Origin of the sequence: Streptomyces albus subsp. albus (assembly GCF_000725885.1) — a bacterium.
In the GTDB taxonomy this organism is placed as follows: domain Bacteria; phylum Actinomycetota; class Actinomycetes; order Streptomycetales; family Streptomycetaceae; genus Streptomyces; species Streptomyces albus.
This window is the reverse complement of record NZ_JODR01000009.1, coordinates 404,016-419,461: the sequence shown is the minus strand read 5'-3', so window position 1 is coordinate 419,461 and position 15,446 is coordinate 404,016. Positions and strand designations below refer to the sequence as shown.

Annotated in this window: 15 protein-coding genes; 13 read left to right on the top strand and 2 right to left on the bottom strand. The window is 72.9% G+C overall.

All coding sequences use genetic code 11. The features are described 5' to 3' along the window. From IO40_RS0112690 to IO40_RS0112675, 4 genes are all read left to right on the top strand, one after another. The coding region (locus IO40_RS0112690; protein WP_157846438.1) for an Hsp70 family protein at positions 1-594 on the top strand (594 nt) is incomplete at its 5' end. After that, positions 591-1,325, top strand: coding sequence for a nucleotide exchange factor GrpE (gene grpE / locus IO40_RS0112685; RefSeq protein ID WP_016471922.1), 735 nt, complete (start codon positions 591-593; stop codon positions 1,323-1,325). The genes IO40_RS0112690 and grpE, both read left to right, overlap by 4 nt. 27 nt (positions 1,326-1,352) lie before the next feature. Continuing rightward, positions 1,353-2,546, top strand: a complete 1,194-nt coding sequence (dnaJ, locus tag IO40_RS0112680; protein ID WP_016471921.1) for a molecular chaperone DnaJ — start codon at positions 1,353-1,355, stop codon at positions 2,544-2,546. Between the two features lies 1 nt (position 2,547). Then, a complete protein-coding gene (locus IO40_RS0112675; protein ID WP_016471920.1) occupies positions 2,548-3,036 on the top strand; it encodes a heat shock protein transcriptional repressor HspR in 489 nt (162 codons plus the stop codon). Between the two features lie 34 nt (positions 3,037-3,070). Here IO40_RS0112675 and IO40_RS0112670 read toward each other — a convergent pair whose 3' ends face one another. Next, complete coding sequence (locus tag IO40_RS0112670) at positions 3,071-3,991, bottom strand: D-alanyl-D-alanine carboxypeptidase family protein (protein WP_016471919.1); 921 nt, start codon at positions 3,989-3,991, stop codon at positions 3,071-3,073. A 219-nt stretch (positions 3,992-4,210) separates the two neighbouring features. Between IO40_RS0112670 and clpB the strand changes: the two genes are divergently transcribed. Further along, on the top strand, positions 4,211-6,847 hold the full coding sequence (clpB, locus tag IO40_RS0112665; RefSeq protein WP_031175436.1) for an ATP-dependent chaperone ClpB: 2,637 nt from the start codon (positions 4,211-4,213) through the stop codon (positions 6,845-6,847). Positions 6,848-7,019: 172 nt separating this feature from the next. Beyond that, the gene (locus IO40_RS0112660; RefSeq protein WP_030407773.1) at positions 7,020-7,556 is read left to right on the top strand and encodes a YbjN domain-containing protein; all 537 of its coding nucleotides are present in this window, start codon (positions 7,020-7,022) and stop codon (positions 7,554-7,556) included. 304 nt (positions 7,557-7,860) lie between these two features. Here the strand turns inward: IO40_RS0112660 and IO40_RS0112655 are convergent, their stop codons facing one another. Continuing rightward, positions 7,861-9,063, bottom strand: a complete 1,203-nt coding sequence (locus IO40_RS0112655; RefSeq protein ID WP_030407772.1) for a pyridoxal phosphate-dependent aminotransferase — start codon at positions 9,061-9,063, stop codon at positions 7,861-7,863. A 675-nt stretch (positions 9,064-9,738) separates the two neighbouring features. Here IO40_RS0112655 and IO40_RS37595 point away from each other — a divergent pair. From IO40_RS37595 to IO40_RS0112625, 7 genes are all read left to right on the top strand, one after another. Then, entirely contained in the window at positions 9,739-9,999 is a 261-nt protein-coding gene (locus IO40_RS37595; RefSeq protein WP_078565933.1) for a hypothetical protein, read from the top strand. Between the two features lies 1 nt (position 10,000). After that, the gene (locus IO40_RS0112650) at positions 10,001-10,222 is read left to right on the top strand and encodes a hypothetical protein (RefSeq protein ID WP_157846436.1); all 222 of its coding nucleotides are present in this window, start codon (positions 10,001-10,003) and stop codon (positions 10,220-10,222) included. Positions 10,223-10,545: 323 nt separating this feature from the next. Then, the gene (locus tag IO40_RS0112645) at positions 10,546-11,106 is read left to right on the top strand and encodes a DUF2617 family protein (RefSeq protein WP_016471914.1); all 561 of its coding nucleotides are present in this window, start codon (positions 10,546-10,548) and stop codon (positions 11,104-11,106) included. A gap of 39 nt (positions 11,107-11,145) precedes the next feature. Continuing rightward, positions 11,146-12,690 (top strand): polyamine aminopropyltransferase, encoded by a 1,545-nt coding sequence (locus tag IO40_RS0112640; RefSeq protein ID WP_016471913.1) that lies wholly within the window; start codon positions 11,146-11,148, stop codon positions 12,688-12,690. A 165-nt stretch (positions 12,691-12,855) separates the two neighbouring features. Next, entirely contained in the window at positions 12,856-13,923 is a 1,068-nt protein-coding gene (locus IO40_RS0112635; RefSeq protein ID WP_031028281.1) for an SRPBCC family protein, read from the top strand. A 22-nt stretch (positions 13,924-13,945) separates the two neighbouring features. After that, positions 13,946-14,770: an aldose epimerase family protein gene (locus IO40_RS0112630; protein ID WP_016471911.1), complete on the top strand. Its 825-nt coding sequence runs from the start codon at positions 13,946-13,948 to the stop codon at positions 14,768-14,770. Between the two features lie 98 nt (positions 14,771-14,868). Then, on the top strand, positions 14,869-15,408 hold the full coding sequence (locus IO40_RS0112625) for an orotate phosphoribosyltransferase (protein WP_030407769.1): 540 nt from the start codon (positions 14,869-14,871) through the stop codon (positions 15,406-15,408). The last annotated feature ends 38 nt before the right edge of the window (positions 15,409-15,446 follow it).

Genomic DNA, 15,446 nt, shown 5'->3' with positions numbered 1-15,446 from the left:
CTGGGCATGTTCGAGCTGACCGGTCTGCCGCCGGCCCCGCGGGGCGTGCCGCAGATCGAGGTCACCTTCGACATCGACGCCAACGGCATCATGCACGTGTCCGCGAAGGACCTGGGCACGGGCAAGGAACAGAAGATGCAGGTCACCGGCGGCTCCAGCCTCCCCAAGGAGGACATCGAGCGCATGGTCCGCGAGGCGGAGCAGTACGCCGAGGACGACCACAAGCGCCGGGAGGCCGCGGAGACCCGCAACCAGGCCGAGCAGCTCGTCTACACCACCGAGAAGTTCCTCAAGGACAACGAGGAGAAGGTCCCGGCCGACGCCAAGTCGGAGGTCGAGACCGCGCTGTCCGACCTGAAGGAGAAGCTCAAGGGCGAGGACACCGCGGCCATCCGCGAGGCGTCCGAGAAGGTCGCGGCCACCAGCCAGAAGCTGGGCCAGGCCCTCTACGCCGAGGCCCAGCAGGCCCAGGCCGCCGGCGGTGCCGAGGGCGGCGCGGCCGGTGCGGGCAAGGCCGAGGCCTCCGGTGACGACGACGTCGTGGACGCCGAGATCGTCGACGACGAGCAGAAGCCGAAGGACGGTGCGGCGTGACGGAGGAGACCGCGGGCTTCGACAAGAAGCCTGACGTCCCCGCCGACGTCGGCGAGCAGGCAGCTGCCGGGCAGGCCGCCTCCGACAAGGAGGCGGCCCCCGGGTCGCCGGCCGCCGGGGACGCGCAGGCCCCCGAGAGCACTGAGGGCGATGTGAGCGCGCAGGACATGGCCGAGACCGAAGGCGCGGCCCAGGAGCAGGGCGAGGCTTCCGGCAAGGGAACGGGTGACGAACTGGAGGCCGCGCGGGCGGCGCTCAACGAGCGCACCCAGGACCTCCAGCGGCTCCAGGCGGAGTTCCAGAACTACCGCCGCAGGGTCGAGCGGGACCGGGCGGCGGTCAAGGAGATCGCCGTCGCCAACCTGCTGACCGAGCTGCTGCCGGTGCTGGACGACATCGGCCGGGCGAGGGATCACGGTGAGCTGGTCGGCGGCTTCAAGTCGGTGGCCGAGTCGCTGGAGACGGTCGTCGCCAAGATGGGCCTGATGCAGTTCGGCAAGGAGGGCGAGCCCTTCGACCCGACGGTCCACGAGGCGCTGATGCACTCCTACTCTCCGGATGTCACGGAGACGACGTGCGTGCAGATCCTCCAGCCCGGGTACCGAATCGGCGAGCGGACCATCCGTCCCGCGCGGGTCGGTGTCGCCGAGCCGCAGCCCGGTGCCAAGGGTGAGGGCGCATCCGAAGCGCAGGCAGCAGAAGAGGAGAACGGTGGCCCGGACGAGGGCTGACCGCGGCCGGGAGGAGGGACGTCGAGGATGAGTACCAAGGACTTCATCGAGAAGGACTACTACAAGGTCCTCGGCGTCCCCAAGGACGCCACCGAAGCGGAGATCAAGAAGGCGTACCGCAAGCTGGCCCGGGAGAACCACCCGGACGCCAACGCGGGCGACCCGAAGGCCGAGGAGCGCTTCAAGGACGCCTCCGAGGCGTACGACGTGCTCGGCGACCCCAAGCGGCGCAAGGAGTACGACGAGGCCCGCACCCTCTTCGCGGGCGGCGGCTTCCGGCCGGGCGGCGCCGGGGGGCCGGGCGGCGCGGGCACCTTCAACTTCGATCTGAGTGACCTGTTCGGCGGCGGCCAGGGCGGTGGCGCCGGCGGTGCGGGCGGTGGTTTCGGCGGCGGTCTCGGGGACGTCTTCGGCGGCCTCTTCAACCGCGGCGGCGGCGCCGGCACCCGCACCCAGCCCCGGCGCGGCCAGGACATCGAGTCCGAGGTGACGCTCAGCTTCACCGAGGCGGTGGACGGGGCCACGGTCCCGCTGCGGATGTCCTCCTCGGCCGCCTGCAAGGACTGCGCCGGTACGGGGGACAAGAACGGCACCCCGCGGGTGTGCCCCACGTGTGTGGGCACCGGCCAGGTCTCGCGCGGCACCGGCGGCGGCTTCTCGCTGACCGACCCGTGCGTGGACTGCAAGGGGCGCGGGCTGATCGCCCAGGACCCCTGCGACACCTGCAAGGGGTCGGGGCGGGCGACCAGCTCGCGGACGATGCAGGTGCGCATCCCCGCGGGGGTCAGTGACGGGCAGCGCATCCGGCTGCGCGGCAAGGGCGCCCCGGGCGAGCGGGGCGGTCCCAATGGGGACCTGTACGTCGTCGTGCACGTGGACAAGCACCCGGTGTTCGGGCGCAAGGGCGACAATCTGACGGTCACCGTGCCGGTCACCTTCGCGGAGGCCGCGCTCGGCGGCGAGGTGAAGGTGCCCACGCTCGGCGGCCCGCCCGTCACCCTCAAGGTTCCGGCGGGCACTCCGTCCGGGCGCACGATGCGGGCCCGCGGCAAGGGCGCGGTCCGCAAGGACGGCACACGCGGCGATCTGCTGGTGACGGTGGAGGTCGCGGTGCCCAGGGAGCTGAACGACAAGGCGCGGGACGCGCTGGAGTCCTACCGGGACGCGACGGCGGACCAGGACCCGCGGGCCGCGTTGTTCAAGGCAGCGAAGGGAGACTGAGGTGGAGGGCCGGGACGCACGCAGACGGACTTTCGCCGCCGGTGGGGCGCGCGCCTCGCGCGCCGCGGCGTACGAGCTGACTGACGAAACCCCGGTCTATGTCATCTCGGTCGCCGCGCAGCTGTCGGGGCTGCATCCGCAGACCCTGCGGCAGTACGACCGGCTGGGGCTGGTCTCGCCCGACCGCACCCCCGGGCGGGGCCGGCGCTACTCGGCGCGGGACATCGAACTGCTGCGCGAGGTGCAGCGGCTCAGCCAGGACGAGGGCATCAACCTCGCCGGCATCAAGCGGATCATCGAGCTGGAGGAACAGGTCGCCGCTCTCCAGGCGCGGGTCGCGGAGCTGTCGGCCGCGGTCGAGGGCGCCGCAGCCGCGATGCAGCAGCGGGAGGCGCAGGTGCACGCCTCCTACCGGCGCGACCTGGTGCGCTACGAGGACGTGCGGCAGTCCAGCGCGCTGGTGGTGTGGCGCCCCAAGCCCCGGGAGTGAGAACCGCTCCGCCCGGGGCCGGGGCGCCCGGCCGTCACTTCGAGAAGCCGTAGGTGAGCAGCTTCTTCGCGTCGCTGGTGCGCTTGGCCGACGACGAGGAGGCCAGCACGGTGCCGATCACCGTCTTGCCGCCGCGGGTGGCCGAGAAGACCAGGCAGTACTTGGCCTCGGGGCCGGAGCCGGTCTTCACGCCGGTGGCGCCCGAGTAGGTGCCCAGCAGCGGGTTGGTGTTGGTCCAGTTCATGTACCGGTAGCCGCCGCTCTTGGTGACCGTCTTCTGCTTGGTGGAGCGGGTCTTGACGATCGTGCGGAAGGTGGCGTTCTTCATGGCGTCCCGCGTGAGCTTGGTCAGGTCGCGCGGGGTGGAGTAGTTGCTGCCCTTGCCGATGCCGTCGAACGAGTCGAAGTGCGTGTTCTTCAGGCCGAGGCTCTTGGCGGTGGAGTTCATCTTGCCGATGAAGGACTTCACCCGGGCGGAGCGGGAGGAGCCGCTGCCGAAGGTGTCGGCGAGCGCGTAGGCGGCGTCGCAGCCGGAGGGCAGCATCAGCCCGTACAGCAGCTGGCGGACGGTGACCTTGTCACCGACGATCAGCCGCGCGGAGGAGGCGGTGTTGCGGACGATGTAGTCGCTGTACGCCTTCTGGATGGTGACCTTGCGGTTGAGGTTCAGGTTCTTCTGGGCCAGCACGACGCGGGCCGTCATGATCTTGGTCGTCGAGCCGGTGGACCGCCGGGTGTCGGCGGCCTTGGTGTAGAGGCTCTTGCCGGTGCCGCTGTTCATCACGTAGCCGCCCTTGGCCGAGATCGACGGCTTGGCCGCCGCGGCGGCGAGGGCGGGCGTGGGGGTGGGGGCCGTGGCCTGCGCGGGGGTGGCCACCAGTCCGGTGGTCAGTACGGCCCCGGAGGTGAGGACCACCGTGGCGGCACGACGGGTGCCGGGAATGCCGAGTTTCACTATGTCTGCTCCAAATGCCGCTGGGCCGCGGTGGATTGACGGGTGGGTCGGTCGCAGAAGCGGGTCGGGCGGGTAACCGCAGCCAGAAACTAAGCCGGATAGTAGACCTTTTTCGAGTTGAGTGGAATAGACTCAACTTGTTGCATGCTGTAGATAGCAAGCGCCGGGCCCGGGCGCCGAAGACAGCGGAAGGCAGCACTGGAGGAGGAGCGCAGGACAGTGGACGCGGAGCTGACCAACAAGAGCCGGGACGCGATCAGCGCGGCCAACGACCGCGCGGTGGCCGACGGCCACCCCGACATCACCCCGGCCCACCTGCTCCTCGCCCTGCTCACAGGCGAGGACAACGAGAACATCCAGGACCTGATCGCAGCCGTCGAGGCCGACCAGGCGGCGCTGCGTTCGGCGGCCGAACGCCGGCTCGCCGCGCTGCCCTCCGTCCAGGGCTCGACCGTCAGCAGGCCGCAGGCCGACCGCGACCTGCTCGCCGTCATCGCGGACGCGGCCCAGCGCGCCAAGGAGCTGGGGGACAGCTACGTCTCCACCGAGCACCTGCTGATCGCGCTGGCCGCCAAGGGCGGGCCCGTCGCCGACCTGCTCCGCGAACAGGGCGCCGACGACAAGAAGCTCCAGGAGGCCTTCCAGCGGCAGCGCGGCGGCCGTCGCGTCACCAACCCCGACCCGGAGGGCACCTACAAGGCGCTGGAGAAGTTCGGAACCGATCTGACGGCCGCGGCCCGCGAGGGAAAGCTGGACCCGGTCATCGGCCGGGACCACGAGATCCGCCGCGTGGTGCAGGTGCTCTCGCGCCGTACGAAGAACAACCCGGTCCTCATCGGTGAACCCGGCGTCGGCAAGACCGCCGTCGTCGAGGGGCTGGCCCAGCGCGTGGTCAAGGGCGACGTGCCCGAGTCGCTGCGCGACAAGCGGCTGGTCGCCCTCGACCTGGGCGCCATGGTGGCCGGCGCCAAGTACCGGGGCGAGTTCGAGGAACGCCTCAAGACCGTGCTCTCGGAGATCAAGGAGAGCGACGGCAAGATCATCACCTTCATCGACGAGCTGCACACCGTGGTCGGCGCGGGCGCCGGCGGCGACTCGGCGATGGACGCCGGCAACATGCTCAAGCCGATGCTGGCCCGCGGCGAGCTGCGGATGGTCGGCGCCACCACGCTCGACGAGTACCGGGAGCGGATCGAGAAGGACCCGGCACTGGAGCGCCGCTTCCAGCAGGTGCTGGTCGCCGAGCCCACCGTGGAGGACTCCATCGCGATCCTCCGCGGGCTGAAGGGGCGCTACGAGGCGCACCACAAGGTGCAGATCTCCGACAGCGCGCTGGTGGCCGCCGCCTCCCTCTCCGACCGGTACATCACCTCCCGTTTCCTGCCGGACAAGGCCATCGACCTGGTGGACGAGGCCGCCTCCCGGCTCCGTATGGAGATCGACTCCTCCCCGGTGGAGATCGACGAGCTCCAGCGGGCCGTCGACCGGCTGCGGATGGAGGAGCTGGCGCTGGAGAAGGAGACCGACCCCGCCTCCGTCGAACGGCTGGAGCGGCTGCGCCGCGAGCTGGCCGACAAGGAGGAGGAGCTGCGCGGGCTGACTGCCCGCTGGGAGAAGGAGAAGCAGGGCCTCAACCGGGTCGGTGAGCTGAAGGAGAAGCTGGACGAGCTGCGCGGCCAGGCCGAGCGCGCCCAGCGCGACGGCGACTTCGACACCGCCTCCAAGCTGCTGTACGGCGAGATCCCCGCCGTCGAGCGGGAGCTGGCCACCGCCACCGAGGAGGAGGAAGAGGCCAAGAAGGAGGCCGAGGCGGGCGCCGGAGCCGCCGGGAAGATGGTCAAGGAGGAGGTCGGCTCCGACGACATCGCCGACGTCGTCGCCTCCTGGACGGGCATCCCCGCCGGCCGGCTGCTGGAGGGCGAGACGCAGAAGCTGCTGCGCATGGAGGAGGAACTGGGCAAGCGGCTGATCGGCCAGGCCGAGGCCGTGCGTGCCGTCTCCGACGCGGTGCGCCGCACCCGGGCCGGCATCGCCGACCCCAACCGCCCCACCGGCTCCTTCCTCTTCCTGGGCCCCACCGGCGTCGGCAAGACGGAGCTGGCCAAGGCGCTGGCGGACTTCCTCTTCGACGACGAGCGGGCCATGGTCCGCATCGACATGAGCGAGTACGGCGAGAAGCACAGCGTCGCCCGCCTGGTCGGCGCCCCGCCCGGCTACGTCGGCTACGAGGAGGGCGGCCAGCTCACAGAGGCGGTGCGGCGGCGCCCCTACAGCGTCGTCCTGCTGGACGAGGTGGAGAAGGCGCACCACGACGTCTTCGACGTGCTGCTCCAGGTGCTCGACGACGGCCGGCTCACCGACGGCCAGGGCCGCACGGTCGACTTCCGCAACACCCTCCTCATCCTCACCTCCAACCTGGGCAGCCAGCACCTGATGGACCCGCTGGAGAAGGAGGAGGAGAAGCGGGAGCAGGTGCTCGCCGCCGTCCGGGCCGCCTTCCGTCCGGAGTTCCTCAACCGGCTGGACGATCTGGTCGTCTTCTCCGCGCTGGCGGGCGACGAGCTGCGCCGCATCGCCCAGCTCCAGATCGACGCCCTCCAGGCCCGGCTCGCCGAACGCCGACTCACCCTGGACGTCACCCCGGCCGCGCTGGACTGGCTCGCCGTCGAGGGCAACGACCCCGCCTACGGTGCCCGCCCGCTGCGCCGCCTGGTGCAGACCGCCATCGGGGACCAGCTCGCGAAGGAGATCCTCGCCGGGGAGGTCCGCGACGGCGACACCGTGCGGGTGGACCGCGTCGAGGGCTGGGACGGGCTGATGGTCGGCGCCGCCGCCCAGCAGCCCGCGTCCCGCTGACGGCAGCTCCCGCCCCGGCCCGCGGCACCCGCGCTGCGGGCCGGGAACCGGCGGCCCCGCCCCCGCGCCGGGGGCGGGGCCGCCCGCATACGGGACACCGCACCGCCAGGGTTGTCATTCCGGGGGGCCGGTGCGGGAGGATGGCGTCAGCCGTATGAAGGGAAACACCCACGTGAGCATCGACCCGTCCTCGATCCCGAACTTCGGGGGCCAGCCCGAGGAGCCGGAGGAGTCCGCTCCCGCCGGACCGATCCTCCCCGACCAGGACCTCGTCAAGCAGCTCCTGGACCAGATGGAGCTGAAGTACGTCGTCGACGACGAGGGAGACCTCGCGGCGCCGTGGGAGGAGTTCCGCACCTACTTCATGTTCCGCGGGGAGGCGGAGCAGCAGGTCTTCTCGGTGCGTACGTTCTACGACCGGCCGCACACCATCGAGGACAAGCCGAAGCTCCTCGAAGCCATCGACGACTGGAACCGCCGCACGCTGTGGCCGAAGGTCTACACCCACACCCACGACGACGGCAGCGTCCGCCTCATCGGCGAGGCGCAGATGCTGATCGGCACGGGCGTCTCGCTGGAGCACTTCGTCTCCAGCACGGTGAGCTGGGTGCGGGCCTCGATCGAGTTCGACCGCTGGCTGGTGGAACAGTTCGGCCTGGAGAAGGACGTGGACTCCTCCGAGGGCGACGGCGCCGACGGCGCCCAGTAGCCCCGCCCGGCCCCCGCACCACCGCGCCGCCCCCGCCGCCGCACCAGCCGGCGACGGGGGCGGTTCCGCGTTCCGGCCCTGACACCTGTCAGGTACCGCGGCATTGGCCCAGCGGCCAGACTCGTCGTCACAGGGGCGCGGAAGACGCGCACAGGGGGAACGGCCGGACGACGGGGGACCGGCCGCACGGGGGAACGGGCGGTCGGCCGACGGGGGACCGACCGCCCACACCCGTTCCCGGGGCCCCTCGGCCCCTGGACCGCCGCAACGTTCCGGGGTGCTGCACCCCCGACGGGACGGCCCCTCAGCCCCCGGCGAGCGTGCGCAGACGGGACACAGCCTCGGTGAGGACCTCCTCCTTCTTGCAGAACGCGAAGCGGACGTAGGGGGCGCCGGCCTCGGCGTGGTCGTAGAAGACCTGGGTGGGGACGGCGACGACGCCGGCCCGCTCGGGCAGGGAGAGGCAGAAGGAGACGCCGTCGGACGTGCCCAGGGGGCGGATGTCGGTGGTGATGAAGTAGGTGCCCGCCGGGGTGAAGACCCCGAACCCGGCCTCGCGCAGCCCGTCGGCCAGCAGGTCGCGCCGGGCACGCAGCCCCTCGCGCAGCTCGGTGTAGTAGCTGTCGGGGAGGGCCAGCGCCTCGGCGACGGCGTACTGGAACGGACCGGCCGATACGTACGTGAGGTACTGCTTGGCCGTGCGGACGGCGGTCACCAGGGCGGGGGTGGCGGTGACCCAGCCGACCTTCCAGCCGGTGAAGGAGAAGCTTTTTCCGCTTGAGGAGATCGTCACGGTGCGCTCGCGCATGCCGGGGAAGCCCGCCAGCGGCAGGTGTTCGCCGTCGAAGACGAGGTGCTCGTAGACCTCGTCGGTGACGGCCAGCAGGTCGCGCTCCACGCACAGTTCGGCGATCGCCGCCAGCTCGTCGCGGGACAGCACGGTGCCCGTGGGGTTGTGCGGGGTGTTGAGCAGGAGGAGGCGGGTACGGTCGGTGACGGCGTCCCGCAGCTCGTCCAGATCCAGCCGATAGGTACCCGTGGGCGCGTGCGGGCGCAGCGTGACGGGGACCCGGGTGCCGCCGGCCATGGCGATCGAGGCGGCATAGGAGTCGTAGTACGGCTCCAGCGCGACGACCTCGTCGCCGGGCTCCACCAGGCCGAGCAGCGCGGCGGCGACGGCCTCGGTGGCGCCCGCGGTGACCAGCACCTCCGTCTCGGGGTCGTAGTGCAGCCCGTGGAAGCGCTGCTGGTGCTCTGCGACGGCGTGGCGCAGCTCGGGGACGCCGGGGCCCGGTGGGTACTGGTTGCCGCGCCCGTCCCGCAGCGCCCGTACCGCCGCCTCGCGGACGGCCTCGGGACCGTCGGTGTCGGGGAAACCCTGGCCGAGATTGATCGCACCCGTCCGTGTGGCGAGCGCGGACATCTCGGCGAAGATCGTGGTGCCGAACTCGGCGAGGCGACGGTTGAGCAGCGGACGTCCTGCGTGGCCAGCGGTCATGGCCGTCATCCTGCGGCAAGCTCTTATCTTCCTCAACTGTGCTTTGCGGCCCGGGCCCACCGGGCAGGAGCCGCCTGGACCCGGGGGAGCCGCAACCCGACCGCGCGGCTGGGGACTTCGGGCGAACGGGGACAGGGGGCAGCTATGGCCGCAGGTTTTATCGTCGTCCTTTTCATGGTGATCGTCGCATCGATCGTCATGGGTTTCGCCAAGGTGGACCGCCGGGGGCGCCCGGGCCGTCCGGGCGGCGCCACACGCCGGCCGTGGGACCGCGGCGGGAGCGGCGGGGGTTCGCGCGACTCGTGGTGGGCAGGCGACGGCAGCAGCGGCGGCAGCGGCTCCGGCGGAGTCGCGTTCGCGGTCGACTCGCCGGGCGGGGACGTCTCGCCGAGCGGGGACGGCTCGCCGGGTGGGGACGGCCCGGCCGGCGGCGACGCCTCCGGCGGTGGGGGCTCCTCGGACGGTGAGGGCTCCTCGGACGGAGGGGGCTCCTCGGACGGAGGCGGGTCCTCCGGTGGAGGGGGCTCCTCGGACGGGGGCGGGTCCTCCGGTGGTGGGGGCTTCTCCTGCGGGGGAGGTTCCTCCTGCGGGGGCGGTGGCGGTGGCTGCGGCGGGGGTGGTGGCGGTGGGGACTGACCGGCCCGCCTCCCGGAAGAACGGGACCGATATCCAAGGGGGATCCGCGTGGAATCAGTAGTGGTCTTCATCTGTGTCGTGGGCGTCTTCGCCCTCGTGGCGGCGCTGTCCAAGTCGTCCGGCACCGAGCGGACACCGCGCGGCGGCGGAGACAACTCGTGGTGGGCGGGCGGCGGCTCGCACGGCTCCCACAGCTCCCACAGCTCCTGCGGAAGCGGTGGCGGTGGCGGCTGCGGCGGCGGCTCCTCGTGCGGGGGCGGTGGCGGTGGCGGGGGCTGCGGTGGCGGCGGTGGCGGCGGAGGGTGCTGACGTGGAGCACCTGGGGCCGGCCCTCGGCATCGTGGCACTGGGCATGTTCGTACAGGCGATCGTCTCCCTCGTCCGGATCGCCAACGGCAAGCCCGCCTTCCGCTGGCGCCGCCGTCGCGGTGGCTCCTGGTGGGCGGGTGGCGGTGGTGGGCGCGGCGGCGGCTCCTGCGGAGGCGGGGGTTGCGGTGGTGGCGGCTGCGGCGGCGGAGGCGGCAGCAGCTGACGCACCCGTCGTCGGCCGCCCTTCGCCGTGAACCACCAACTCCCCCTCCTGTCACAGCGGTTACCAGTCTGCGGGGGAGCCCGGGGGCGCTCCGGGGTGACGTGTGGGGCAAGGGAAGAAGGGAACACCTGACCTGCTCCATACCTATGGGATGGAAATCGGCAGAACCTTGGCAAAAGCGCTGGGGGCGCAGCGCATTCCGTGATTCCGTGAATCGTGAACTGTCGTCCCCGAGTGCTTCCGGGTCCCTGAGCCCGGTGGCTTCGGGTGCTCGTCGAGGGGTGGCCCGGCCCACCCTCCCTGCGTGTTTGCGGAGCCGACGCATGCTCACCACCCTGAAGACCGCCTACACCGATACCCGTGCGCACGACCTCGCCTGGGCGCTGGGCCGCGAGCCGCTGCCGGCACTCGCGTGCCTCGACGTTGAACTGAGCGGGGCACACGTGCAGTTGCGGCTGCTCGGCGCCTCGCACCAGGTGCTGCTGGACGAGGAGTACGGCAGCTGTTCCGAGACCGTCGCCTGCCTGCCGGGCAGCCGCTCCCCCCTCCCGGTCGGCGTCTCCAAGCGCTTCGGCGAATGGGAGTACGAATTCGCCGCGCGGGTCGAGCGGTTGTCCCCCGGCTCGTTCACGGGGCGCGCGCAGGAACTGCTCGCGCTGGTCGCCGACCACCCGCACGGGCTGGCGGGCACCTTCCCCGGCGCGCCGAGCGCCTTCACCGCGCTGCTCGTACAGAAGCACGAGGGCCAGCTCCGCTGGCGCACCTGGCACTCCTACCCCCAGGAGGGCTGCCTGGTCACGACGCGGACCCGCGTCGCGGCCGGGGCGCTCGGCACGAATCTGGTCGGATGTTCGGGGTTGAACCCCGTGGAAGCACCCATGTGAGTGACCGATTGTGGTGATCGTGTGACGTAACGTGCGGACATGATCGACCGCCCCCAGCCCGTCGCGGCCGACGCGCGGCTGCCCGTTCCCGCCGGGCTCGGACGCGCGTACGTCCTCGCCTCGGTCTTCGTCTGCGCGGCCTGCGGCCTCGTCTACGAACTCGAACTGGTCGCCATGGCCACCGCGTTGGTCGGCGACTCCGTGACGCAGGCGTCCGTCGTGCTGTCGGTGATGGTCTTCGCGATGGGCGTCGGCTCCCTCGTCGCCAAACGGCTGCGCTGCCACGCGGCTGCCGGGTTCGGTTACGTCGAGGCGCTGCTGGCGCTCGTCGGCGGCGGCTCGGGCATCGCCCTGTACGCGAGCTTCGCCTGGCTGGGCCAGGCCACCGTCGCGCTCGTCGTCATCTCCTTCGCCATCGGCGTGCTGATCGGCGCCGAGATGCCGCTGCTGATGACGCTCATCCAGCGCATCCGCGAACAGGACGCGGGCGGCGCCGTCGCCGATCTGTTCGCCGCCGACTACGTGGGCGCCCTCGTCGGCGGGCTGACGTTCCCCTTCCTGCTGCTGCCCTTCTTCGGCCAGCTCACCGGAGGGCTGCTCACCGGTGCGGTCAACGTGCTCGCGGGCGGACTGGTCGTCCAGTGGCTCTTCCGCCACGACCTGCCCGCCCGGACGCGGCGGCGGCTGCTGGCGGCCAACGGCTGTGTGCTGCTCCTGCTCGTCGGCGGCTCCCTCTGTGTCGAACCGTTCGAGCGCGCGGCCCGGCACGCCGTCTACGGCGGGGACGTCCGCGTGGCCGTCCGCACCCACGAACAGGAACTCGTCCTCACCGGCGGCACCACCCCCGAGCAGTGGCGGAAGGCCGGTGAGCTGCGGCTCTTCCAGGACGGCCGGCTGGCCCTCCGGGGCCGGGAGGCACACCGCAGCGGCCGGGCCCTGGTCCGCCCCGCCATGACGGGCGGGCCGCACGGCCGCGTGCTGGTCGTCGGCGGCGGGGACGGGCTGGCCCTGCGGGAGGTGCTGCGCAGGCCGGGCGTGGACAGCGTCACCGTGGTGGTGCCCGACCCCGGTGTGGTGCGGCTCGCCCGCCGCGACCCGGGGCTGCGCGGCCTCAACGGCGGTGCGCTGGACGATCCGCGGGTGCGGATCGAACACGCCGACGCCTTCCGCTGGCTGCGCGAGCGGGCCCGCGGCGACGCGCCACCGTTCGACGTGATCATCGCCGCGCTGCCCGATCCGGCCTCCGCCGCCGACCCCAAGCTGTACTCGCAGGAGTTCTACGGACTGGCCGCCCGGGCACTGGCCGACGACGGCCGGCTCAGCGTCCCCGGCGGCAGGACGGCCGCGCGGCCCCGCGCGTTCTGGACCGTGGAGGCGACGCTGCGGGCCGCGGGCCTGCGCACCTGCCCGCACACGCCCGCCGACGGCGGGCGCGGCTATCTGGTGGCCCGGCTCCCCGGCCCCGCGGCGGAGGGCTGCGACGCCGGCGGCGGACGGTTCGCGCCCGGCCGCCCGCCCGTTCCCCGCGGCCCGGCCCCCGACCTGCCGCCCTCCACCCTGATGCACCCCCGCTACCCGGACTGACCGCCCCCTCCGCGGGCGGGCGGCCGGGCGGTGACGGGCGCGCCGCCGAGGGGTGCGGGATGCTGCGGGATGCGCCGTCGTACCAGGGTGGTGCGGTGCACCGGGTGGGGAAAGATGCGGCGCAGTCGTATGTGCGGCGGACTGCCGGGTAATAAGCTCCGCCCCATGGAGCACGAGGTGTACGTTCCGTTTTCCGTCGGCTCTGTACGGGCCGCACTCGCTGACAGCGCGCGCGTCGCCCGCTGCGTCCCCGGGTTGCAGCAGGAACCGCAGGACGGCGCCGGGCCGGCCGCGACCGGGGGCGACGGGGCCGCGGCCCGGGTGCCGGGCCGCTGGAAGGTGCGGATCGGCGGCTCGACCATCACCTACCGCGGCACCCTCTTCCTCACCCCGCGCGGGGCCACGGGCCCGGCCGCGGGTCCCGACGCGCTGGAGCGGCTGGAGGTGGAGGGCAGCGGCGCCGAGGCGCGGGGCGAGGGCACCGTGGAGCTGGCGCTCTCCGTCGAGCCCCGCGCCGCCGAGGACGGGGAGGGCACGGCGCTGGTGTGCGTCGGCACGGTGACCGGCACCGGCCGGCTCGCCGGGTTCGAGGCGAAGACCGCCTCCTCGGCCGGTGTGAGGCTGCTGGACCGTTTCGCCGCCGCACTCGGCGACAGCATCCGGGACGAGCCGCCGTCGGGCAGTCCGGAGGCCGAGGGCGCGGCGGGCGGCGCCCCCGAGGAGGCGGACGTGACGGATGCCGCGCCCGGCGGCATCGGTGCGCCCGGCGACAACGAGCGGGCCATTCCCGGCATCCCCGAGCCCGAGGTGGAACCGGACCGGGAGCAGGACCCCTCGAAAGCGTCCGGGGCCTCCCGGGCGCCGGGTTCCGAGGAGGCGGAGCAGGGCGGCGAGCCGGACAGCACCCCGCTGTTCGAGACGGACATCCCGCCCTCGTCGCTGAGCCGCGAGGACGAGAACGACATCGACGCGGCGGCCGGGGCGCTGGGGGACGGCGGTCCGGGCGCGCCCGGCCAGGACGGGCTCGGTGCCGAGGCGGCGCACGCCCGGCGCACGATGATCGGGCGCAGCGCGGAAGAGGTGGACCACGCCCCGCCGCGCGGCCGTTACGCGCCGGTGCCGGCGCCTGCGCAGGCCGGTGCCACCGCGACGCTGCGCTGGGCCGCCCCCGCGGCGGCGGCCGTGGTGGCCGGCGCCGTGGTCCTCGGCCGGGTCTTGCGGCGGCGCCGCTGAATGCGCCGTTATCGTCGCTGTCATGACTGATCAGCCCACCCCCGCCAACGCCACGACCGTTGTGCTCGCCGCCCGCGGCACCGAGGTGACGGTCGAACCCCAGCACGGCTGCCGGCTCGCCTCCCTCCGGGTGGGCGGCACCGAACTGCTGCGCCAGGGCCCCAAGTACGGCTCGTTCGTGATGGCGCCGTGGTGCGGCCGTACCGCGCAGGGGCGGTTCCGCAACGGCGGCGAGATGTACCAACTGCCGCTCAACAACGGCCCCCACGCCATTCACGGCACCGTCCGGGACGCGGTGTGGCGCCAGGCCCCGGGCGCCACCGCCACGAAGGCGGCCTTCACCTACGACCTGACCGACCCGTGGCCGTGGGAGGGGCGGGTCACCCAGGTCGTGGAGCTGGCCGAGGACGGGTCGTCGCTGACCCTCAAGCTCGCCGTCGAGACCTTCGACGTCTCCTTCCCGGCGCAGGCCGGCTGGCACCCCTGGTTCCTGCGCAACCTGGGGCAGGGCGGCGGGGACGTGCGGATCGACTTCTCGCCGGAGTGGCAGGAGGAGCGCGGCGACGACCACATCCCCACGGGCAAGCGGATCGACCCGCGGCCCGGCCCGTGGGACGACTGCTTCGGGATGCCCGGCGGCGTGGACGTCACCCTCACCTGGCCCGAGGAGCTGCGGCTGCGCATCGCCTCGCGGGCCGAGTACGTCGTGGTGTTCGACGAGCCGGAGGAGGCGGTGTGCGTCGAGCCGCAGAGCGGCCCGCCGAACGGCCTCAACTCCCACCCGCGCCAGGTCACGCCCCTGGACCCGCTGGAGCTGACCACCACCTGGTCGTGGGAGCGCCTGTAGGTCTCGGTCCTCCCCGCCGGCCCCCGCCGGTCCGCCGGTCCGGGGACCGGCGGGGGCTTGCGCGGCGGCTGCCGGGCCGGAACATAGGCTGAGGTCCCATGAACGATGTGCGGGACGCTCTGCTGCGGCAGATCAAGGACAAGGCCGTGGTGCACGGCCGGGTGACGCTCTCCTCGGGCGCGGAGGCCGACTTCTACATCGACCTGCGCCGCATCACGCTGGACGGCGAGTCCGCGCCGCTGGCGGGCCAGGTGATGCTGGACGCGACGGCGCACCTGGACTACGACGCGGTCGGCGGGCTGACCCTGGGCGCCGACCCGGTGGCGACGTCGATGATGCACGCGGCTGCCGCCCGCGGCCGGAAGCTGGACGCGTTCGTCGTCCGCAAGGCGGGCAAGGCGCACGGCCTCCAGCGCCGGATCGAGGGCCCGGACGTGGCGGGCCGCCGGGTGCTGATCGTCGAGGACACCTCGACGACGGGGAACTCGCCGCTGACCGCCGTCGAGGCGGCGCGGCAAGCGGGTGCCGAGGTGGTCGCGGTGGCCACGATCGTGGAGCGCGGTGCCGCTGCGGCGATGGAGCGGGCCGGTCTCCCGTACGTCTACGCGTTCGATTTGCAGGACCTCGACCTCGGGTGACGGGAGAGGTGGCGCGCGCCTGTCGTTTCACGTGAAAC